Origin of the sequence: Nocardia otitidiscaviarum, assembly GCF_007362295.1 — a bacterium.
Classification (GTDB): domain Bacteria; phylum Actinomycetota; class Actinomycetes; order Mycobacteriales; family Mycobacteriaceae; genus Nocardia; species Nocardia otitidiscaviarum.
Window position 1 is genome coordinate 3,251,645 of sequence record NZ_CP041695.1, and the last position, 20,220, is coordinate 3,271,864.

Below are 20,220 nucleotides of genomic sequence, written 5' to 3' on the forward strand. Positions count from 1 at the left end.
CCGCGGACGCAGTGTCGGTGTCGCTGCCGGGTGTCGGCCGCGACTCGGTGTCGGTGTCGCTGCCGGGCGTGGGCCGCGACTCGGTGTCAGAGTGAGCGGGCAATGAGATCCTTCATCACCTCATTGGCGCCCGCCAGGATCCGCAGCACTCGGGCGCCGGTGTAGAGCTGGGAGATCGGGTATTCGGTCATGTATCCGTAGCCGCCGAACAGTTGCAGACAGCGGTCTACCACGATACCCAGTTGGTCGGTCAGCCAGTACTTCGACATGGCAGCAGTGGGAATATCGAGTTCCCCCGCTACGTGTTTGACCAGGCAATCGTCCAGGAAGACCCGGCTCACGGTGGTGATGGTCGCGCATTCGGCGAGTTCGAACCTGGTGTTCTGCATGGCGAACAGCGGTTTGCCGAACGCTTCGCGGCCCTTGGTGTAATCGACGGTCAGTTCCACCGCCTTCTCCATCATCGCCACCGCCATGATGGCGGTGACCAGTCGCTCCTGCGCCAGCATCTGCATCATCTGGTAGAAGCCCTGGCCCTCGGCCGAACCCAGCAGATTCGAGGCGGGCACCCGCAGGCCGTCGAAGAACAGCTCCGCGGTGTCCTGGCCCTTGCCGCCGATCTTGGACAGGATGCGGCCGCGCGTGAATCCGGGTGTCTCGTCGTTCACCTCGGCGAAGATGAGCGAGACGCCCGCCGCGCCCTGGGTGGGGTCGGTCTTGGCGGCGATGATGATGCCGTCGCACAGCCAGCCGTTGGAGATGAAGATCTTCGACCCGGTGATGACGTACTCGTCGCCCTCGCGCACGGCGCGGGTCTTGATGTTCTGCAGATCCGATCCGGTGCCCGGTTCGGTCATGCCGATGGACAGCACCATCTCACCGCTGGCCGCCTTGGGCAGTACCCGCCGCTTGAGCTCCTCGGTGCCGAATTCGTGCACGTAGGGCGCGATGATGGAGGAGTGCACCGGCATACCCATGGCACCGTCGCCGGAGTGGCACTGCGCCTCGATGATGGCCGCCTCATGCGCGAAGGTGCCGCCACCGCCGCCGTACTCGGCGGGGATGGCCGCGCACAGCAGCCCCAGTTCTCCGGCGCGCCGGTACAACTCGCGATCGGGATGTCCCTGCTCGACGAATTTCTCCTCGTGCGGGATCACTTCCTTCTCGAAGAAGGTGGTCGCCAGTCCTCGTACCGCCTCGACTTCGTCGTCGCTCCATGCGGGCCGTGCCATCGTCGCGTTCCTCTGCTCTCGCGCGCCGCCTGTCCGGCGCGTCGAGACAAGAGTGCAGGGTTATTGGCGAAGTGTCAACAACCCGGGATTCCCGCGGGTGGCGACCTCACGACTCCCCGCCGCGCGACTGGTTCACCTCCGCCAGCGTGGCGAAGATCGGCACGTCCGGATCGGCGCGAATACCCTGCCGCCGCAGGAAACCGTCGATCAGATCCCACACCAGTTGTGTTGTGCGCTCGATGAATTCGGCCGTGTCCTCGGCGGACGGGGTAGCGGAGTCGGACAGCCACAGATCGCTGACCGACACCACGACGCCGATCAGCGCCCGGGACAGATACTCGATACCGGTGGTGTCCAGCGGGATCGCCTCGGCGACCGTGATCGCCATCTTGGTGAGCTTGCGCGCGGCATTGCGGCCCAGATCCACCTGGAGCACCGCCCCGTCGGCCTGCTGCAGCATGGGGGCCTGGCCGAGATAGCGGAACACATTGGGGTGCTCCAGGATTCCGTTGGCGTATTCGGTGAACACCCGCCGCAGCGCCGCCCGCGGCGGTTGCAGCACGAGGGTCATATCGGTGCCCGCCGAGGCGAACGCCAGCCGCGTGGTGCGGTCGGCGATCTCGGCGTACAGATCGGCCTTGTCCGCGAACTGGCGGTACAGCCGCGGCTTGGTGATTCGGGCCTCGCGGGCGATGTCGTCCATGCTGGGGCGGGGGCCGTCACGATCGATCACACGGATCGCGGCGTCCACGATCTCGTCACGGGTGATCGAGCGCGGGGCCGATCCGGAACTGGTGCGCGCCACGGTGAGAACTGTACATGTACCACCGGTACGGCCGTGCGTCACGGCCACCGTCCCCGTTTTGCCCGCTCGTAACCGGGCATACCCGTGATAGAGGCCACACCCTGGGTGTCGCAGACGGGATTGATTTCGCCACTACCGTACTGCCAGTATCGAAAGGCGTACCGGCGGTACGGTCCGGGGCGCGAGGGGTCGCACCCGGCCCCACCGCCGGAACGCTCCGCGACACCGAACCGGAAAGAAACCGATGTCCGACGCAGCACGCCAACTCGGCGACACCCTCCGAGCACCGCTCCCCGCCGCCTTCGAACGGCTCACCGACAGCGAACTCACCGAACTCGACCGGCTCCTCCACGACGCCCTGCGCCGCCACGCCGCCAACCTCGACGCCGCCATCGACACCTCCCTCGACTACGTGCCGCGCCTCATGCGCCCCGCCGTCAAGAAAGCACTCGGACTGTGAGCCACCACCTCGTCGCCGTCGCCGAAACCACCAAACTCGCCCGCGTCCTCGGCCTCACCGACCCCACCGAACTCGACTTCCTCGTCGACCTGCCGCCCGAGGCCCTCCGCGAATTCCGCGAACGCGTCACCGACCTGCTCTTCGACCGCGACGCCAAACGCCTGCACCGCGTCGCCGCCGCCAGCAAACTCGTCCCCGCCACCATCAGCGGCAGAATCGCCGAACGCGCCTTCGGACCCGTCCTGTGCGCCGCCACCGCCTCCACCGTCGACCCGCACCGCGCCGTCGACATCGCCAGAACGCTGCCGCCGCGCTTCCTCGCCGAATGCGCCGTCCAACTCGACCCGCGCCGCACCGGCGACATCATCGCCGCCGTACCACCCGCCATGGTCGCCACCGTCGCCCGCGAACTCCTCACCCGCGGCGACCACATCACCATGGGACGGTTCGTGCACGTCGTCCCCGAACCCGCGCTGCGCGCCGCCGCGCCCATCATGAGCGACGCCGACCTGCTGCGCATCGCCTTCCTGCTCGAGGACAAAACCGCCATCGACGATGTGCTGCACGTGGTCGCCGACCGCGTCCCCGGCGTCATCCGCGCCGCCGCCGAACAGGACATGTGGGCCGAAGGCATCGACCTGCTCGACTCCATCGCACCCCAGCACCGCGCCTGGATCGGCGATATCGCCGCCGGCCTCGGCGGCGACGTCCTCGACGCCCTCATCACCGCCGTCCACCGACTCGACGCCTGGGCCACCCTGCTGCCCATCACCAGCGCCATGAGCCACGACAGCCTGCGCCTGTTCGCCGAACGCGACGCCGTCCACGACCAGGCCGTACTCACCGCCATCATGGACACCGCACTCGACCACGGACACTGGCGCAACCTGCTCCCCCTCGCACCACACCTGCCCGCGCCGCAACTCGCCTTCATAGCCGCCCGCGTCGCCGCCGAATCCGACGAACGGCTCACCGAACTCATCCGCGACGCCGACGCCGCCGGACTCTGGGACGCCATGATCCCCCTCGCCCTCGCCATGACCGACGAACACCGCCGCCGCATGGCCGCCCTCCCTGTCATGCACGAACCCGACCTGTTGCGTGCCGTCATCACCAGCACCGCCGAACACGAACTCTGGTCACAGGCACTGCCACTGGTCGACGCGCTCCCCGAGCACGCCACCCCCACCCTCGCCGCCTGTGTCGGCGACCTCACCCGCGACCAGATGCTCGCCGGGCTGCTCGCCGCCGCCCGCAGCGACAACATCCACACCCTCGTCGACATCGCCCTCGCCCAAGACGAGACCGGCCGCGCCCGCGTACTCGACATCATCGACGGCATGGACGACCTCGAGGACTTCCTCGCCGCCCTCACCCCCGACACCCCGAACGTGGTGTGGGACGCCCTCGTTCAGGTCCGCGACGAAATCCCCGCCACGCTGCTGCGCCTGCTCGCCGAACGCGCCCGCGAACTCGGCCACCACCACACCGCCGCAGCCCTCGACATCGTCCCCGCCACCCCCGACTGACCGCTACCCCGACAGCACACGCACGTCCGCGACGTCGTACTCCGCCACCGCCGCCGACAGCATGGCCGCCCCCGGCTCGAACTCGGGACCGCTACACCGGAACGCCTCCACCGCCTCCTGCGACTCCCACCGCTCGAACACATTCACCCGGCCGGGGTCGGTCAAATCAGCGCAGATCGCGAAATCCAGGCACCCCGCCGCCGCCCGCGCCTGCTCGACCACCGACACGCACGCATCCAGATACGCATCCCGATCCCGCGCCTCGACGATGATCCGGCCCGCCACGATAACCATGGGTCACTCCTTCTCCAGAGGTTTCGCAATAGCGACGACGTGGACCCGCCGAACTCATCGCACCCCGAGCGGTCAGCCCACCTCGTAGTCGAACCAGATCCGATGCGTTCCGTCCGCGTCCACGGCGAGACCGCCACCCCCACTGATGCCCGCCAACTCACCCGTGCCACTGCCCGGCACGATCGTGAAGAACTCCCCGCTCCGATCGGCCCCGGTCGTCGACGCCGAATGCAGGAAGTTGAACGTCCCCACCCGCCCGTTCACACTGCCCTCGAAAGACTCCATCGCCATATACGTGCCCACCCCGGACTCCTCATCGAACGCCGACGTGAACAACGTCGCCGCCCGCCCCTCGACCTCCCCATCGAACACCTTCTCCATCCGCGCGACACCCACCCCCAACGCCGTCCGAATCGCCGGATCGGGAACCACATCGGTAGGGGTGAAGGACTTGACCTCGAAAGTTCCAGTAGCTCGCATGACCAGATCCTCACACACCCCGCGCCCGCTTCTCTTGTAAGAAAGCGACACCGGATGACGACACGCCCTGTACTCGGTGAGCTTGCTGACCGGCAGCGAGCCACCGGCGACAATCGTGCGGTGTCCTATTACGGCATCCCCGGATACCGGCCACGCTGGCTCGTAGGACTCGCCGACATCACGTCCGCGCACGGCCAACGGCTGAGCAGGCTCGTCGGGAGACCTTTGTCCAAATCCTGGCTGGTCTGGGACCAATCGGACGACGAGTGGTTCGCCGACTGCCCGGTGGTGCTGGACTTCGACGGTGAACAGGTCGAGATCACTCACCAGAAGTTCGACGAGCTGTCGATCACCTGGAACAGCATCGCCCCCCATCAGCAGCGCCCCTGGTCGTACCCCGAAGACAACGATCCCGAGATTGACGCCTTCCACCTGTCATGGCGATCCGACGCCATCACCGCGTTGACCGCACTCGAAGGCCAGCCGCTACTTGCCGTCGACCTGCTCGAATGGACAAGCCAGCGAATCGATTTCGCCACCGGCATGATCGCTGTCAGCTTCACGTTCACAAGTGACCGGCTGACCATCAGCAATGGCCTCGACGAGAATCGCCTCGAACTCGGCGCTCCACCGGTCGGCTACCTTCATTACCCTCTCCGTGACTGACAATCAGCCACGCCGGTCGATCCAATCGACGCCATCGGCAGCAGTACCGGCTCATGGACACAATGGAACACAAATTTGGGACCGCTACCCGAAGTCGACGAGCACGACGGGCGGCGGCCAGTCGAGTGTGGCGCATTATCAGGGGCGCTCTGACTCGATTACCAGCGGGAGCGACGAGGAGGCTCGGACGTGAAAGCGGAGTTGAAGGCCATCAACAGCCCAGATGCTGATCTTCAACCGGGAAGCCTGGAGGGCCGCGACGCAATCGCGGTCCAGTTCCTGGCCGGGTTACGAGGGATGGAGGGTGAAGAGTCTTTCGACCTGCTGGTATGCACTCCTCGATGGATCGCTGAGCAGGTGAATCGAACGGGGTGGATCGTCGGCCGCCACAAGCTCATCGTCGACCGGATAGACCTGGACGCGGTAACCCAGTACTTACGGGGATACATAGCCGGGCTTGATGAACCGTCGTGGCCCGAGCTCGCTGCCAAACTCGGTCGAATCGGCATGTGGGAGTTCGAAGACTATCGCGATCGCGGCTGAACCGGCATCGCACCCTCATCCGGTACCCGATGCATTCCGCCGGGTATCGTCCTCTCCGCACGCCCCAGCCTCGCGACACTCGCGGTCAACCTCATCCGCGCCCGCGGCAACCTCGACCGGCTCATGGACCTACTCGTCCACGGGCAAGACATCGCCATTCCCCTCGGCATCACCCGCGACATGCCGATCACCGCCACCCGGATCGCCGTCGAACGCATCTGGAACACCAACGCCCCATTCCACGCCCGCCGCCGATTCGCCGGATACCGACTCGCCGCCACCGACGACGACTGGACCGGCGGCCACGGCCCCCTCATCACAGGTCCCCTCGCCGCCCTCCTGCTCCTCATCACCGGCCGCGAGGCCGCACTCCCACACCTCACCGGAGCGGGACTCGACCGGCTCCGTACTCAACGGCCCGACAGCTCCCTCAGATAGGTCTCCGTACGCGCATCAGCCGGAAAATACGCCTCGACCGCGATCTCGGCGAGCGTGATGTCAAAGGCCGTACCGAATACGGTGAGTGTGCTGAACAAACACAACTCGACACCCCCGTGAGTCAGGCGAATCGGCAACGCGATCTCACCCACCTCATCCCCGGCGGCAACCGGGACACCGTACGACAGCAGCTCCTCGTGCAGACCGGCGAGCTCACGATCACCGGTCGCACGGACCTGCCGGGCGAGCCTGGGCAGCAACACCCCACGCACCTGATCGAGATTGCGCAACCGCGCCGCGAAACCTCGCGGATGCAGGCCAAGACGCATCATATTGACCGGTTCCGCGAGCAACGCCGGATCGACCCCATCGAAGAAGACCCGCACACTCTCGTTGGCCCGCAACAGATTCCACCGAGAATCCACCGCCAACGCCGGAAACGGCTCATGCGCCCGCAACACCCGCCACACCGCCTCCCGAGCACTGGCCAACGCCGGATCATTCCACTCGCGACGGCGGTAGCGCGGCGCGTGCCCGGCCGCGACAAGCAACCGATTGCGCTCCCGCAGCGGCACATCCAGAAACTCGGCCAGGCGCAGCACCATCTCCCGACTGGGCACGGTCCGACCCGTCTCGACGAAACTGATATGCCGAGCCGACGTATCGGCCGACAACGCCAGATCGAGCTGACTCAACCGACGCAGCCGCCGCCACTCCCGCAACTGCTCACCGACCGGCCGATCATGCATCGCCCCAGTATCGGTACCGACCCGGAACGACCGCCATTACATGCCTGGTAATCGACACACGCACCCGCCCACGACACGCTGACCGCATGACTCCTACCACTCGGGCAGACGCCAACAAAGCCCTCGTACACCGCGGATTCAGCGAATTCGCCGCCGGAAACCATGCCGTACTCGACGAACTCCTGCACGACGACTTCATCGAGCACAGCCCCGGCAATCCCTCCGGCAAAACCGACTTCATCGCCCACATCACCGACGCGCCCGTAGCATCGGCCGATCTCACCCTCGCCCGCGTCATCGCCGACGACGAGTACGTGGTCGTGCACTATCGGATGACCCTGGCACACGACCACACCGAGTACGCCGTCGCCGACATCTGGCGCATAGCCGACGGCAGAATCGTCGAACACTGGGACGTCGTACAGCCCGTACCCAGCGCGGACACCACCCCGCACGGCATGTTCTGAACCACCGCGACCGGTTGCGCCACCCGGAGGCCGCTCAATCCGCCGTCAGCGGCAACCCGGACTTGACGTCCCGGCTCCACTGGTCGGCCAGCCCGGGGAAAGAGTAGGGATATCCCTGAGGTGTCACCAGCTATCTTTGGGCAGACTGGCCGGATGGGTTCATTGCACCTCATGGGCGGGCCGACGGCAGCCGAATCATTGCGCACTGCGCTGAACGGATGCCCTGGTCGCGCGGCCGATTCAGTCACATGGTTTCCCGACGAGCTCAGCATCGGACCGCTGGCTCCGAACGATTCCGCAGTCCGCGACGAGTGGTGGCGATGGTGGGGCGAGATGACGACCGCCTACTTCGGCGCGGATCCGGAGCCTTCGGAGACCTACTTACAGCAACTTGCGGCATTCTGGGACCGCGTCGACAAGGCCGACCACCTCGTAGCCTGGTACGGCTGCGACAACGCCGGCGAGTCGGCGTTTGTCCACGCACTGAGTCATCGACTGGGCGACCGACCGCTCGACACAATCGCACTCCCCGGCTCGATCGGCGCCCACGCCCCGGAGCAACTCGCTCGCCAGTGGGAAGCCGCACGTCCTGCCACCGCGACCGAACGCTCAGCGATGCACCGCACGTGGGAACGGCTGGAACAGGAGAACGAGACCTTCCGTATCGTGCGAGCCGGTGCCCTTGTCTCCGCGCCTGCGGATCACTACGACCATGCCCTACTCGAAGCGGCCGGTACGAGCTGGACCTCGATCTCGCGAGTCATCGCCCCCGTCATGGCCGCCATGAGCGTCGCCGACGCACCGCTGATCTGGCGGGTGCAGACCCTGATCGAGTCCGGGGCGATGGTCGCGGACGGAAACCCATGGCTGGTGCGGCACACGAAGGTCAAACGCGCCTAGCTCGGTCGGCGAGCTCGCACACATAACCAGGGCCGCATCGGTCGCACCCGCCCGGACACCACCGTGGCCGGGCCGCCGCGCCGCTCTGCGACAATGGAGCGTCAACCGCCCCCGCACGAAGGAACACCCAGCCTCCCGATGGCCGCGCACACCACCCCGGACAACGCCGACACCACGGCCATCGACCCCGACGAACTGGCGATCTGCCTGCGGGTGCTCGAACGGGCAGGGCAGCTCGAGAAGAACCATCCCGACTCCATCGCCGTGCAGCGGGCCGTCGGGCACATGTTCAAGAAACTCAAGCAGCGGCGGCGCATCGAAGCCCGCGAAGCCGTGGCCAATGCCGACCGTGAGGTCATGGCCGCGACCGCCACCGCGTCGCCGAATCGGATCGACGACGAGACCGCCGGAATCCCCATCAGCTCCAACGCACCCGGAGCCTCCGCCGGAACCCTGCTCAAACCGCGGCCCTGCTACATCTGCAAGCAGCGCTACACCCGCGTGGACGCCTTCTACCACCAGCTCTGCCCCGACTGCGCCGTCAAGAGCCACGCCAAACGCGACGCCCGTACCGACCTCACCGGCAAGCGCGCCCTGCTGACCGGCGGCCGCGCCAAGATCGGCATGTACATCGCGCTGCGGCTGCTGCGCGACGGGGCGCACACCACCATCACCACGCGATTTCCCAATGACGCCATCCGCCGCTTCAGCGCCCAGCCCGACAGCGCCGACTGGCTGCACCGGCTGCGCATCGTCGGCATCGACCTGCGTGACCCCGCGCAGGTCGTGGCGCTCGCCGACGATGTGGCCGCACAGGGGCCGCTCGACATCATCATCAACAACGCCGCCCAGACCGTGCGGCGGTCCGCCGGTTCCTACAGCGCGCTCGTCGAAGCCGAGAACGGGCCGCTGCCCGCGGGACAGCTGCCCGAGAAGATCACCTTCGGCAAGACCATGCAGGCGCACCCCACGGCGCTCACCGCGTCGCTGACGCCCGATCTCACCGCCGCGGATATCACCGAACTCGCACTCGTCGCGGGTTCGGCCACCCCGGAACGCATTTCGCGCGGCGTCGCCATCGACGCCGGGGGGCTGGTGCCCGATCTCGCCCACACCAACAGCTGGGTGCAGACCGTGGCGGAGGTCGACGCCACCGAACTGCTCGAGGTGCAGCTGTGCAACTCGGTGGCCCCGTTCATCCTCATCTCGCGCCTGCGCCCGGCCCTGGCCGCCTCCCCCGCGCGCCGCAAGTACGTCGTGAACGTCTCCGCCATGGAGGGCGTTTTCAACCGGGGATACAAGGGTCCGGGGCACCCGCACACCAATATGGCCAAGGCCGCGCTCAATATGCTCACCCGCACCAGCGCCCGCGAGATGTTCGAGGCCGACCGCATCCTCATGACCGCCGTGGACACCGGCTGGATCACCGACGAGCGGCCGCACTACACGAAGATCCGCCTGGCCGAGGAAGGATTCCACGCACCCCTCGACCTGGTCGACGGCGCGGCGCGCGTCTACGACCCAATCGTCCAGGGTGAGGCGGGCACCGACCTCTTCGGCGTGTTCCTCAAGGACTACGAACCCTCCAACTGGTAGCAGTCTTTCCCCTCTTGGCTTTTTTCGGGTCTGGAGGGTTTCGTCGGTTGTCTCCTCTGGTTAGGATCTTTCATAATTAGATGCGCATATTGCCGTATAGGTATCGCTTGCTGCACACCTTGTCCGTGAGCCACCTGACCGGTCGGCCGAGTTTCGCAATACTCCTTGCCGATCCGACCAGGTCGATCCAGGGTTCGCGGGGCTCCCCTCCCCTACTGCGCCGCGCCGCGAGACGGCGGACTCGTTGTTGCGGCATGACGCAGTAGGGATGGAGCTAGCGGGCACCGCTCCCCCTCACCGTCGGATATGACGCGCCATTTTCCATTCATGGAGACGCATATCCGCATGTTGGTATGGCACTACAGCATGATGACGGTCCGCTCCCCGGGTGCGTCGTGGTGGACCCATGCCTTTTCGACCTCTGCCAGCGGGACCGGGCGCGGGCGCACGAGCAGACCACCGGCGGCGATCGCTTCGGCGACCTCGCACAGCACCTGATGCAATGCTTCGTGAGAGACCGCGCCGAAGCCGCTGCCGAGGATGCGGAATGCGTTGGAGCGCAGCGCATGGCCCGACAGGGTGATCTCCGGACCGCCCATGCCGCCGATCTGCACCCAGTCCAACAGCCGGGTGTGCTGGGTGCGGGCATCGAGTACCGCCCGCATGGCGAGTTGGGTCGGCGGACCCCACAGATAGTCCAGGACCACATCAACCTCGGCCGCCGCCGCGGCCAGCGCAGCCGCGGTTCGATCCTCATCCTCGGTGAGCGCGACGACTTCGTCGGCGTGGGCCTTCAATTCCTCCAGGCGGGCACGATTGCGTCCGGCCGCCACCACCCTGTCCGCGCCGAGATGGCGGGCGACCTGCACCGCCATCGATCCGGCATTGCCCGTGGCCCCGAGCACCAGGACCGACTTGCCGGGCTCGAAGGGCACCCGCGTGCGCAGCGCGCCCCACGACGACATGGCCGGATTCATTGTCGCGGCGACGACTGCGGGGTCCGCGTCGGCGGGCACGGGGATCGCGGTGGCCGGGTCGATGAGAAGGCGCTGCGCGAGGCTGCCCGCGCCCATCGGCATCACATAGGCCAGGCTCCCGTCCGCCCGGCGTACCACGGCGTCGGCGCCGGCGAGGGCCGGCAATGTGGTCGGACTGGTGTAGTGCTTGCCCGCGGCAATGCCTTTCGTAGCTGGGTGCAGGCCGACCGCGAGGACGTCCACGACCTCGCGACCGGGCTCGGGCTGCGGCTCGGGAATCGACCGATAGCGCGGTGGTTCATCGAACGATTCCACGAGTGCGGCATTGATCGTCGACATGAGTGCTTCCCTTCTCGAAGCCAGCTTTAGATACGGATTAGTGTCTTATGCTCCCTACGATAGAACGGCAAGATAAGATACTCAAGTGGATCTAAAGGCGAGTAGTGTCACAGCGGACGACAGCCGTGCCAAGAATCCCGCGCCGAGTGGCCGGGAGGGCGCCACGCGTCGGCGCGGGGCCCGCCTGGAAGAAGCCATTCTCGCGGCCGCCTGGTCGGTGCTGACCGACAGCGGTTACGCCGGATTCACCTATGACGCGGTCGCGGCCCGGGCGGGCACCAGCAAACCGGTGCTCTACCGACGCTGGCCGCAACGCGAGGAGCTACTGCTGGCCACCCTCGCCGCGCACTGGCCGCTTATCGAGATACCCGATACCGGAAGCCTGCGCGAGGATGCGATCGGTTTCCTGCGAGCCGTCAACTCCGACCGCGCGCGCACGATCGTGTTGATGAACGCGTTCCTGGCGGACTACTTCCTGGCCACCGGAACCAACTTCGGCGAACTGCGCGCCGCCCTGCGTCCCGACCAGCAGCCGCCGTTCGAGCGCATCCTCGCGCGCGCCGTCGAGCGTGGCGATCTCCCCGATAGGCACTGGCCGCCACGCATCGTGAACCTGCCGTTCGACCTGCTCCGCCATGACCTGCTGATGACGCTCCAGCCGGTGCCCGACACTGCGATCACCGAGATCGTGGACGCGGTGTGGCTCCCGCTCCTACACCGCCCGGCGATCGGCGACGAGCGGAACATTCGCTAATCGGCGGACAGCTCGGTTGCGGCGAAGCGGCCGACCGGGTCGGGCTCGGTGGACAGGGCGTCGTCGAGCAGGGTCGTGAACTCGGCGACTTCGACTCCGAAAGCCGCTATCAGGGCGCGGAACGCGCGGGCCTTGTGGTCACAGTCGGCGAAACGGCAGCTCTGATGCGCTTGGAGAGCGTGGCGGGCGAGGTGGTACTCGCCCCATGCGGGGCAGGGTGCACGGTCGGGGTCGTTCACGGCCCTCACCTGAGCCCGAATCGTCCGTCGCCGAACGCGATCCGCGCCGGGAGACGATGCCGAGCACGCCCTGCGCGATGCAGTCCGTGAGTCGTCAAGCGGGGAACCTCCACCGCCCCTTCGCCTCTGATGTACGGGAGCACGAAAGGGGGCCGCTCCCGGCCCTCCCGAAGATCGTCGCGAATGCCCCACATCGCCCAAACGAATACGGCGACGCCCATCAGCATCAGCCCCACAGTCCATACGTTCCACGACATTCGACCCACTCCCCTACCTGTGCACTGCGCTCGTTTCCTGCCGCCGGACGACGGCGTGCATCCAAGTAGACACCCGGATCGATGCTCGTAATACGTCCATCGTGAACAGTCCGTGAAATAGAATGGGATGTCCGTGGCGGACATGTTCGGCGTGGACATGTTCTTGGCGGACAGCGGTTTTCGTCAACATCACATAGGCAGCCGAGGGTAGCGAAATGCCTGGTTTGGCCTCTTCTCGAAGGGTATTCGGGAGCTTCATCAACGACCTTCGCAAGAGGGCGGGGATGTCACATCTATCGGCGAGCTTGCGTCTCGAAGTCTCGCGGCAGGTCATCATGCGCCTGGAGAAGGGCGAGGTGACCAAGCTGACGACTCCTCAGATCGAAAACCTGCTCGACCTGTACGCGCCCCGTTCCGGGGACAGAACGCGGGCGCTGCGGCTGTGGGCCGATATTCGGGAACACGAGAAGTTGGCTAGGTTGCAGGGGAATTCGAAGGGGTTCTGGCAACCGTACGCCGACCAGGTCGCACCACACTTTCCGCATTATCTTCAGCTCGAGGCCGACGCCGACCACGTGACAACGCACCAACTCGCGCTTGTTCCCGGCCTACTCCAGACATCCAACTACCGCCGAGCTTTGGCCCGCATCGAGGAACCCGATCTTCCGGGCGTCGATACCGAACGCCGCGTCGAGTTGGCAACCCGGCGACAGGCCAAGTTGAACGAACCCGGATTCACGCTGGAAGTCTTCCTATCGGAAGCGGTTCTGTGGAATCAGCCAGGCGGCAAGCCTGTCATGCGTGAGCAACTCGAATGGCTACTGATGGCGGGGCAGCGTGACAACATCAGCATCCGCGGTATCCCGTTCGGCACGGGATCGCACAAGGGGTTGACCATTCAGTCTTTCACCCTGCTCGCATTTCCCAATGCGCCGGAGGGGCCGGTCGAGCCGCCGGTGGTGTATCTGGAAGGCGCGCTCGGGGCGCTCTACCACACACGGGCCGACGTCATCGACTTGTATCGAACCGCGATCGCGGACCTCGACGCTGTAGCGTTGGACCAGAACGGCACCCGAGACATGGTGTCGCGCGTGGCAAAGGAGTTCGCGGAGTGAGCAATCCGCCGGTCAGCAAGTGGTTCAAATCCACCCGAAGCGAAACCTCGAAGCAATGCGTCGAGATCAAGTTCGAGGACGGCGGGGTTGCGGTGCGTGACTCGAAGAATCCCAGCGGACCCGTGCTCGCCTTCGATGGGATGGCGTGGGACAGGTTCCTCGACAGCGGGATTTGGGAGCGCTGACGGGGGGCGCGAGGGAATCAGCTCAGCGCTGTTCGATCACCGTCGGCGGTTGCCGCTATCGCCTGGACGGTGAGCTCGATCTCGGTGACGTTCCAGAGTCGGCTGGCCCAATGCTTCATCACCGTCGTGTAGTACTCCCCCGCCTGCCCGGCGGGAATAGCTGGTCACGCTCGGTGCGGTGTCCGGCCGAACGGAACTGTAAGCCGTATCCCGTGCCGAGACGCGGCAACACGCCCTGTCGGAGCCGTTTCCCGAATGAGCGGGGATGCATCACCTCAGGCGGCTGGTCACGAATTCGGCAAGGGGGCGGAGGTTCTCGGGGAGGTCGAGGTAGAAGTGGCGGCCGGGGAAGGTTGCCGCGGCGAAGTCGGCGGTGGTGTAGGTGGCCCACTGCTGTGCTTGGGTGACTGTGGTGGTGGGGTCGTCGGTGCTGACCAGGGCGCTGATCGGGGTGCGCAAGGGGGTGGTGGGTTGGTGGCGGTAGGTTTCGACGGCCTGGTAGTCGGCACGGACGGCGGGGAGGACCAGGTCGGCCAGGGAGGGTTCGGTGCGGAGGATGGCGACCGAGGTGGGGTCGTTGGCGAGGCGTTCCAGGTCGGCGATGAGGGCGGAGTCGGGGGCCAGGTGGAGGCGGGCCGATTCCTCGTGGGCGGGGGCCGGGCGGCCGGAGACGAACAGGTGGGCCAGGTCGCGGCCGGCCGCTTCCAGGGCGCGGGCGGTCTCGTAGGCGACGGTCGCGCCCATGCTGTGGCCGAACAGGGCCAGGCGGGCGGTGGCGGGCCAGCGCAACAGGTCGGCGGCGGACTGTTGGGCGAGAGCGGTCAGGGAGGTGACGAGGGGGTCGCTCACGCGGTCCTGCCTGCCCGGATACTGCACCGCGTAGACGGCTGTGCCGGTGCCGAATTCCTGTGCCAGGGCGCGATAGGCCGTGGCCGCTCCCCCACCCGGCGGAAAGCAGACGAGCACTGTAGTCGCCTCGGCGTCGGGCCGTAGCTGTCGTAGCCAAGCGGTACCGGTGAGATTCGCCACCAACGAGGTTCTCCTTCGCGCAGTACTGTCGAACGGGTGGATACGTGTGCAGCGCTGGTCCGCGACTACGAGGCCGGGATAGGCGTCACCGCGTCGAGTATGCCCGCCCCACCCGATCCGGAGTCCAATCTGGCTGCCACCCTGCCCGTCTGGTCGCTGGCGGGCGGTGCGGTGGCGGCCTTCGCGGCGGCGACCGACCGGCGGCGTGAAGCCACCGGGTTCGCCGCCCTGCCGCAGCGGCTCGAACCGGCCCGGGTGGCGGCGTCGTTCTCGAGCGAGAAACTGCTCCGGATCGACGGCGCGGGCGTCGACCAGTTCGCGGAACTGTCCGGTTTCTTCGAGGCCGCGGACGGCTGGGTGCGCACGCACGCCAACTATCCGCATCACCGCGCGCGCCTGCTGACCATGCTGGATCTGCCCGCCGACGCCGACCGCCCCACCGTCGCCGCGCGCATCGCCGCACTGCCCGCCGCCGAGATCGAGTCGCGGGCCGATGAATTCGGGGCCATCGCGGTGCGGGTGCGCACCGAACACGAGTGGGCGGACAGCCCGCAGGGCAAGGCCGCGGCGGACGGTCCGCTGGTGGCCGTCGACGTGCGTGCCGACAGCGGTGAGTTCGACACCGTCGGCGCGGCCACGCAGATGCTGCCGCTGCGCGGGGTGCGGGTCCTGGATCTGACCCGGGTGATCGCCGGACCGGTGAGCACCCGGTCGCTGGCACTGCTGGGCGCGGACGTGCTGCGGGTGGACCCTCCGCTGCTGCCGGAGATCGGATGGCAGTATCTCGACCTCTGCCAGGGCAAGCGCTCCACCCTGCTGGATCTGCGTACCGACCGCGCCGTCTTCGACGAATTGCTGTCCACCGCCGATGTTCTCGTCACCGGCTACCGGCCCGGCGCGCTGGAGGCCGCCGGGGTGGATGCGGCGGGGACCCGGCCGGGCATCGTGCACGCGCGGGTCAGTGCATGGGGTGAGTCGGGCCCGTGGGGTGCGCGGCGCGGTTTCGACAGCATCGTGCAGGCCGCCTCGGGGATCTCGCTCATCGAAGGCGCGCAGGCGAACCCCGGCGGCGTGCCGGTCGGCGCGCTGCCCGCGCAGGCGTTGGATCACGCCTCCGGGTATCTGCTCGCCGCCGGGGTCGTGGACGCGCTCACTGCCCGCGATCGCGACGGAATCGGACGCGATGTGCGGGTCGCGCTGGCGCGCACGGCGTCCTGGCTGCTCGCCGCACCCGGCCGCACCCCGGAGCACGGCCCGGCGACACCACCGAGCGCGGCGTACACGGCCGTCCACGACACGCTGACGACGGCGGTCCCGGCGCTCGCGGACTACCCGGACTACTCCTGGCCCGCCCGCCCGTACGGCGGTGACGCTCCCGCCTGGCAGCCACGCCCCGAGGACGGGGTCTGATTCCCGGCGTACGCTGCGCTATCACCCGATCGCGTGCCCCGACGGCGGCCGCGGGCGATCCGTCGCGCACCGGCACGGCAGCAGACCGGTCGCCCGGTCTTGTTCTGCCGCCCGGCTTTTCACGCCTGCCGGAACGTTGCCCGATCAAGATCGTGCAAGTGCACCTGTTCGTACATCGCAGAAAATCTGAATTCCCTTTCCCCACCAGGCATTTGTGGCGTTAATAAGTGAGATGCTGAAACCGACATCGTGAGTACCGACAGCTGCGCCGGCACGCGTATGGAGGAACGTCATCGTGGACACGCCTGGGCCCTTGCTCACCGCTGCGGAAACCAGCACCGGCAAGGGAGGTAGGCGTGAGTGGGCCGGACTGGCGGTGCTCGCGCTCGCCTGTCTGGTGTACTCCATGGACCTCACCGTCCTGCACCTGGCGGTTCCCCAGATCAGCGCCGAATTGCGGCCCACCAGTACGCAATTGCTCTGGATCATCGACGTCTACGGCTTCTTCGTGGCCGGGCTGCTGCTCACCATGGGCACCATCGGCGACAGAGTGGGGCGGCGGCGACTACTCATGGTCGGCGCCGCGGCCTTCGCCGCGGTGTCGATCATCGCCGCTTTCGCCCCCACCGCGCCGGTACTCATCGCCTGCCGGGCCCTGCTCGGCGTCGCCGGAGCCACCCTCGCACCGTCCACACTGTCGTTGATATTCACCATGTTTCGCGATCCCGCGCAGCGGTCGGTGGCCATCGGGGTCTGGGTGGGGTCCTATTCGGTGGGCGGCGCGATCGGCCCGCTCGCGGGTGGGCTCGTACTCGAGCACTTCTGGTGGGGTGCGGTGTTCCTGCTGGCGGTGCCCGTCATGGTGCTGCTGATCGTGCTCGCGCCGCGCATCCTGCCGGAATTCCGCGATCCCGATGCTGGCAAACTGGATCCGATCAGCGCCGTACTGTGTACGGGCGCGGTGCTGCTGGTCGTCTTCGGCATGAAACAGGCCGCCCAGGATGGTCCGGGCCCGCAGGCCGTCATGCCGCTCCTGGCCGGACTCGGCGTCGGCCTTATTTTCGTGCGCCGCCAACTCTCCTCCCCCGAGCCCATGTTGAACCTGCGCCTGTTCCGGTTGGGGAGCTTCCGCACCGCCCTCACCATCAACCTGCTCGCCATCTTCGTGGCCTTCGGGTACTTCCTGTTCGTGGCGCAGTATTTGCAGCTGGTGCTGGAGATGTCACCGCTACGGGCCGGATTGGCCACCATTCCGGCGGGACTCGGATTCATGATCGGATCACAGTTGGGTCCGCGGATCGGGCGGGTGGTGCGGCCGGCGTACATGATCGGCGGCGGCATGGCGATGGCGGCGGTGGGTCTGCTCCTGCTCACCCAGATCAGCGTCACCGGCGGTGTGGTGCTCACCATCATCGCCTCGCTGCTCGTATCGTTCGGGCTGGCACCCGTATTCGGCATCACCACCGAACTGATCGTCGGCACGGCACCGCAGGAGCAGGCCGGCGCGGCCTCCGGACTCGCCGAGACGGGCGCGGAATTCGGTGGGGCGCTCGGCATCTCGATACTCGGCAGTGTCAGTATCGCCCTCTATCGAACCCAGCTGGCCGACACCCTGCCCTATGGATTGCGTGAGCCCGATATCGCCACCGCGCGTGACACCCTCGGCGCCGCCATCGACCTGGCCAATGCCCTGCCCGGCAGTCTGGGGGCCACGGTCGCCGACGCCGCCAAGCAGGCGTTCCTGACCGGTATGCACGTCACCGCCGCCATCGCGGCGGGCGCGGCCCTGGTGCTGTCGGCGCTGGCGCTCTCCCGACTACGGCACATCCCGCCCGGTTGAAGCGCTAGCTCCGTCCCAGAACGGCCACGGCGCGGGCGAATTCGTCACCCTCGCAGACGGCGGCCATCGGAGCGATCAGCGACAGCAGCGCCAGGCCCTGGAACTGCACGAAATAGAATCGGGCGACCGCGCGCGCCGCGGCCGCGTCGAGGTCGGGATGCTGGTCGCGCAGCGTGGCGGCGAGTTCGTCACAGGCGTTCGCGACGGCCTCGGACATGACCCGCTGCTGGTCGGGATCGCGAGCGACGCGCACGCCGTTCTCGAGACTCAGCAGCAAGATCTCACGATTGCGCCGCACCACCTCCAGCAGGGCCGTCCAGGTGGGCGCGAGCGCCGCGCCCAACGGGCGCCCCTCCCCCGCCTCCCGAATCGCCTGTTCGAATTCGTCACCGACCCCGCCGCCCATCGCGGTCAGCAGCGCCTCGGTGACCAACTGATCCTTGGAACCGAAGTGGTAGCCGATCGCCGCGAGGCTCACCCCGGCGGCGGCGGCGATATCGCGGGCGGTGACCTTGGCGAGTCCGCGTTCCAGGATGGCCTGCTTGGCCCCGTTCAAGAGGTCTTCGCGGTTTCCCATCACACCACCCTAGCAGCGACTTAGACATTTGTTCTAGACAGATGTGCCATCCGACTGTTAGACATTTGTCTTAGACATTCGTTCTTCAGTTTGGGAGCCATCCATGAACAGCACCCCGACCCCGCGCGTCCTCGTCTGCGGCGGCGGTATCGCCGGGAACGCCGTTGCGCTGCAACTGCTTCGCGCCGGAATCCCCACCACCGTGGTCGAACGGGCCAGCGCTCCCCGACCGGGCGGGCAGGCCGTGGACCTGCGCGGTCCCAGCCGCGAGGTGGCCGAGCGCATGGGCCTGATGGCGGGTGTCCACGAGCATCGCCTGCACGAGGAGGGCATGCTGCTGGTCGACCGCCGCGGCGACGAGGTGTATCGAATGCCCGCCGCCATGTTCGACGGGAACGGACCGGTGGCCGATATCGAGATCACACGCGGCGACCTGAACCACGTGCTGCTGGCCGAGATCGACTCCACCGGAGGGGAACTCGACTACCGCTACGGCGACCTGGTCGAGCGGCTCGAACAGGACGACAGCGGCGTCACTGTCACCTTCGCCTCCGGGACCACCGCGCGCTTCGACCTGGTGATCGGCGCCGACGGTGTGCATTCGGCCACCCGGCGGCTCGCGTTCGGTCCCGAGCACCGGTACAGCACCTACCTGGGCGGCTACATGTCGTTCTTCACCCTGCCGACACCTTCGGGTATCGAGCCGGGGTGGATGACCATGCACGCGGTGCCGAAGGCGTCGGTGGGGCTGCGCCCCGATGCCGATCCCTCGACCTGCAAGGCCATCGTCACGCTGCGCACCGATGCCGATCCCGCGCTGCGCCGGGACGCCGCCGCCCAGCGGCGGCTGATTCGCGACATGCTGTCCGGGGCGGGCTGGCTCGCACCGACCGTCGTGGCGGGTATGGCCGACGCCTCGGACTTCTACTTCGACGAACTCGCCCGGGTGGACATGCCGAGCCTGTCGGCGGGACGGATCGCGCTGCTGGGTGACGCCGGCTTCTGCGGATCGCCCCTGACCGGGATGGGGACCGCCATGGCGCTGGTCGGGGCCTACATCCTGGCCGGGGAGATCGCGCGCACGCCCGCCGACCCGATGGCCGCGCTGGCGCGCTACGACGCGGCCGTGACGCCGTTCCTCGACAAAGCCAAGCAGCTGCCGGGCGGCGGCCTCGCCATGATGCTGCCCCGCAGTGAGATCGGGCTGAAGGCGGCGCAGACCATGGGCAAGCTCATGACCACCCGGATCATGCGACCCGTCATGACGCGCATACTGAGCGACACCGAGGACTACCCGCTGCCCTCGTATTGAGCGGCGTTAGTCTCGACTGGTGCGGCA

23 protein-coding genes are annotated in these 20,220 nt (G+C 67.3%); 14 read left to right on the top strand and 9 right to left on the bottom strand.

All coding sequences use genetic code 11. The features are described from left to right. Positions 1 to 86: 86 nt before the first annotated feature. Positions 87 to 1,232, bottom strand: a complete 1,146-nt coding sequence (locus tag FOH10_RS14345; RefSeq protein WP_143981083.1) for an acyl-CoA dehydrogenase family protein — start codon at positions 1,230 to 1,232, stop codon at positions 87 to 89. 106 nt (positions 1,233 to 1,338) lie between these two features. Continuing rightward, positions 1,339 to 2,037 carry a TetR/AcrR family transcriptional regulator gene (locus FOH10_RS14350; RefSeq protein WP_143981084.1) on the bottom strand — a complete coding sequence of 233 codons (699 nt, stop codon included), beginning with the start codon at positions 2,035 to 2,037 and terminating at the stop codon, positions 1,339 to 1,341. Positions 2,038 to 2,281: 244 nt separating this feature from the next. Between FOH10_RS14350 and FOH10_RS14355 the strand changes: the two genes are divergently transcribed. Continuing rightward, positions 2,282 to 2,497: a hypothetical protein gene (locus tag FOH10_RS14355; protein ID WP_039813580.1), complete on the top strand. Its 216-nt coding sequence runs from the start codon at positions 2,282 to 2,284 to the stop codon at positions 2,495 to 2,497. Then, entirely contained in the window at positions 2,494 to 4,026 is a 1,533-nt protein-coding gene (locus FOH10_RS14360) for a hypothetical protein (protein ID WP_143981085.1), read from the top strand. The genes FOH10_RS14355 and FOH10_RS14360 overlap by 4 nt, the downstream gene beginning before the upstream one ends. A 3-nt stretch (positions 4,027 to 4,029) precedes the next feature. Here FOH10_RS14360 and FOH10_RS14365 read toward each other — a convergent pair whose 3' ends face one another. Together FOH10_RS14365 and FOH10_RS14370 are read right to left on the bottom strand one after the other, a co-directional pair. Beyond that, positions 4,030 to 4,320, bottom strand: coding sequence for a putative quinol monooxygenase (locus tag FOH10_RS14365; RefSeq protein ID WP_143981086.1), 291 nt, complete (start codon positions 4,318 to 4,320; stop codon positions 4,030 to 4,032). A gap of 72 nt (positions 4,321 to 4,392) precedes the next feature. Beyond that, positions 4,393 to 4,800, bottom strand: a complete 408-nt coding sequence (locus FOH10_RS14370) for a DUF3224 domain-containing protein (RefSeq protein ID WP_143981087.1) — start codon at positions 4,798 to 4,800, stop codon at positions 4,393 to 4,395. Between the two features lie 120 nt (positions 4,801 to 4,920). Here FOH10_RS14370 and FOH10_RS14375 point away from each other — a divergent pair, with 120 nt between their 5' ends. From FOH10_RS14375 to FOH10_RS14385, 3 genes are all read left to right on the top strand, one after another. Next, the gene (locus FOH10_RS14375) at positions 4,921 to 5,466 is read left to right on the top strand and encodes a hypothetical protein (protein ID WP_143981088.1); all 546 of its coding nucleotides are present in this window, start codon (positions 4,921 to 4,923) and stop codon (positions 5,464 to 5,466) included. 189 nt (positions 5,467 to 5,655) lie between these two features. Continuing rightward, on the top strand, positions 5,656 to 6,009 hold the full coding sequence (locus FOH10_RS14380) for an Imm8 family immunity protein (protein WP_143981089.1): 354 nt from the start codon (positions 5,656 to 5,658) through the stop codon (positions 6,007 to 6,009). Positions 6,010 to 6,132: 123 nt separating this feature from the next. After that, a complete protein-coding gene (locus FOH10_RS14385; RefSeq protein WP_143981090.1) occupies positions 6,133 to 6,447 on the top strand; it encodes a maleylpyruvate isomerase mycothiol-dependent enzyme family protein in 315 nt (104 codons plus the stop codon). Here FOH10_RS14385 and FOH10_RS14390 read toward each other — a convergent pair. After that, positions 6,420 to 7,196: an MmyB family transcriptional regulator gene (locus FOH10_RS14390; protein WP_039813571.1), complete on the bottom strand. Its 777-nt coding sequence runs from the start codon at positions 7,194 to 7,196 to the stop codon at positions 6,420 to 6,422. The two genes, FOH10_RS14385 and FOH10_RS14390, sit on opposite strands and share 28 nt — an antisense overlap. 86 nt (positions 7,197 to 7,282) lie before the next feature. Between FOH10_RS14390 and FOH10_RS14395 the strand changes: the two genes are divergently transcribed. From FOH10_RS14395 to FOH10_RS14405, 3 genes are all read left to right on the top strand, one after another. Further along, on the top strand, positions 7,283 to 7,663 hold the full coding sequence (locus tag FOH10_RS14395) for a nuclear transport factor 2 family protein (RefSeq protein ID WP_143981091.1): 381 nt from the start codon (positions 7,283 to 7,285) through the stop codon (positions 7,661 to 7,663). Positions 7,664 to 7,816: 153 nt separating this feature from the next. Then, complete coding sequence (locus FOH10_RS14400; protein ID WP_143981092.1) at positions 7,817 to 8,563, top strand: DUF3658 domain-containing protein; 747 nt, start codon at positions 7,817 to 7,819, stop codon at positions 8,561 to 8,563. 138 nt (positions 8,564 to 8,701) lie between these two features. Next, positions 8,702 to 10,159, top strand: coding sequence for an SDR family NAD(P)-dependent oxidoreductase (locus FOH10_RS14405; RefSeq protein ID WP_143981093.1), 1,458 nt, complete (start codon positions 8,702 to 8,704; stop codon positions 10,157 to 10,159). 359 nt (positions 10,160 to 10,518) lie between these two features. Here the strand turns inward: FOH10_RS14405 and FOH10_RS14410 are convergent, their stop codons facing one another. Continuing rightward, positions 10,519 to 11,475, bottom strand: a complete 957-nt coding sequence (locus FOH10_RS14410; RefSeq protein WP_143981094.1) for a quinone oxidoreductase family protein — start codon at positions 11,473 to 11,475, stop codon at positions 10,519 to 10,521. Positions 11,476 to 11,560: 85 nt separating this feature from the next. On the opposite strand from FOH10_RS14410, the gene FOH10_RS14415 reads away from it, so the two are divergent. Continuing rightward, positions 11,561 to 12,229 (top strand): TetR/AcrR family transcriptional regulator, encoded by a 669-nt coding sequence (locus tag FOH10_RS14415; protein WP_143981095.1) that lies wholly within the window; start codon positions 11,561 to 11,563, stop codon positions 12,227 to 12,229. Here the strand turns inward: FOH10_RS14415 and FOH10_RS14420 are convergent. Continuing rightward, positions 12,226 to 12,468 carry a hypothetical protein gene (locus FOH10_RS14420; RefSeq protein WP_143981096.1) on the bottom strand — a complete coding sequence of 81 codons (243 nt, stop codon included), beginning with the start codon at positions 12,466 to 12,468 and terminating at the stop codon, positions 12,226 to 12,228. The two genes, FOH10_RS14415 and FOH10_RS14420, sit on opposite strands and share 4 nt — an antisense overlap. A gap of 613 nt (positions 12,469 to 13,081) precedes the next feature. On the opposite strand from FOH10_RS14420, the gene FOH10_RS14425 reads away from it, so the two are divergent. Together FOH10_RS14425 and FOH10_RS14430 are read left to right on the top strand one after the other, a co-directional pair. Continuing rightward, positions 13,082 to 13,840 (top strand): DUF5753 domain-containing protein, encoded by a 759-nt coding sequence (locus FOH10_RS14425; RefSeq protein ID WP_143981097.1) that lies wholly within the window; start codon positions 13,082 to 13,084, stop codon positions 13,838 to 13,840. Next, entirely contained in the window at positions 13,837 to 14,025 is a 189-nt protein-coding gene (locus tag FOH10_RS14430) for a DUF397 domain-containing protein (RefSeq protein ID WP_143981098.1), read from the top strand. Before FOH10_RS14425 ends, FOH10_RS14430 begins: the two co-directional genes overlap by 4 nt. 270 nt (positions 14,026 to 14,295) lie before the next feature. Here the strand turns inward: FOH10_RS14430 and FOH10_RS14435 are convergent, their stop codons facing one another. Further along, the gene (locus FOH10_RS14435) at positions 14,296 to 15,054 is read right to left on the bottom strand and encodes a thioesterase II family protein (RefSeq protein ID WP_244962078.1); all 759 of its coding nucleotides are present in this window, start codon (positions 15,052 to 15,054) and stop codon (positions 14,296 to 14,298) included. A 36-nt stretch (positions 15,055 to 15,090) separates the two neighbouring features. Here FOH10_RS14435 and FOH10_RS14440 point away from each other — a divergent pair, with 36 nt between their 5' ends. After that, positions 15,091 to 16,464 (top strand): CoA transferase, encoded by a 1,374-nt coding sequence (locus FOH10_RS14440; RefSeq protein ID WP_425326143.1) that lies wholly within the window; start codon positions 15,091 to 15,093, stop codon positions 16,462 to 16,464. Between the two features lie 313 nt (positions 16,465 to 16,777). Next, positions 16,778 to 18,304, top strand: coding sequence for an MFS transporter (locus FOH10_RS14445; protein ID WP_303627832.1), 1,527 nt, complete (start codon positions 16,778 to 16,780; stop codon positions 18,302 to 18,304). Between the two features lie 4 nt (positions 18,305 to 18,308). Here the strand turns inward: FOH10_RS14445 and FOH10_RS14450 are convergent, their stop codons facing one another. Next, on the bottom strand, positions 18,309 to 18,881 hold the full coding sequence (locus FOH10_RS14450; protein WP_143981100.1) for a TetR/AcrR family transcriptional regulator: 573 nt from the start codon (positions 18,879 to 18,881) through the stop codon (positions 18,309 to 18,311). Positions 18,882 to 18,984: 103 nt separating this feature from the next. On the opposite strand from FOH10_RS14450, the gene FOH10_RS14455 reads away from it, so the two are divergent. Next, positions 18,985 to 20,193, top strand: a complete 1,209-nt coding sequence (locus tag FOH10_RS14455) for an FAD-dependent monooxygenase (RefSeq protein WP_143981101.1) — start codon at positions 18,985 to 18,987, stop codon at positions 20,191 to 20,193. The last annotated feature ends 27 nt before the right edge of the window (positions 20,194 to 20,220 follow it).

Coding starts and splice junctions, on each gene's coding strand:
- FOH10_RS14370 (WP_143981087.1), bottom strand. CDS start 4,800: ATGCGAGCTACTGGAACTTTCGAGGTCAAGTCCTTCACCCCTACCGAT.
- FOH10_RS14385 (WP_143981090.1), top strand. CDS start 6,133: ATGGACCTACTCGTCCACGGGCAAGACATCGCCATTCCCCTCGGCATC.
- FOH10_RS14400 (WP_143981092.1), top strand. CDS start 7,817: ATGGGTTCATTGCACCTCATGGGCGGGCCGACGGCAGCCGAATCATTG.
- FOH10_RS14405 (WP_143981093.1), top strand. CDS start 8,702: ATGGCCGCGCACACCACCCCGGACAACGCCGACACCACGGCCATCGAC.
- FOH10_RS14450 (WP_143981100.1), bottom strand. CDS start 18,881: ATGGGAAACCGCGAAGACCTCTTGAACGGGGCCAAGCAGGCCATCCTG.
- FOH10_RS14345 (WP_143981083.1), bottom strand. CDS start 1,232: ATGGCACGGCCCGCATGGAGCGACGACGAAGTCGAGGCGGTACGAGGA.
- FOH10_RS14395 (WP_143981091.1), top strand. CDS start 7,283: ATGACTCCTACCACTCGGGCAGACGCCAACAAAGCCCTCGTACACCGC.
- FOH10_RS14365 (WP_143981086.1), bottom strand. CDS start 4,320: ATGGTTATCGTGGCGGGCCGGATCATCGTCGAGGCGCGGGATCGGGAT.
- FOH10_RS14410 (WP_143981094.1), bottom strand. CDS start 11,475: ATGTCGACGATCAATGCCGCACTCGTGGAATCGTTCGATGAACCACCG.
- FOH10_RS14455 (WP_143981101.1), top strand. CDS start 18,985: ATGAACAGCACCCCGACCCCGCGCGTCCTCGTCTGCGGCGGCGGTATC.
- FOH10_RS14390 (WP_039813571.1), bottom strand. CDS start 7,196: ATGCATGATCGGCCGGTCGGTGAGCAGTTGCGGGAGTGGCGGCGGCTG.
- FOH10_RS14355 (WP_039813580.1), top strand. CDS start 2,282: ATGTCCGACGCAGCACGCCAACTCGGCGACACCCTCCGAGCACCGCTC.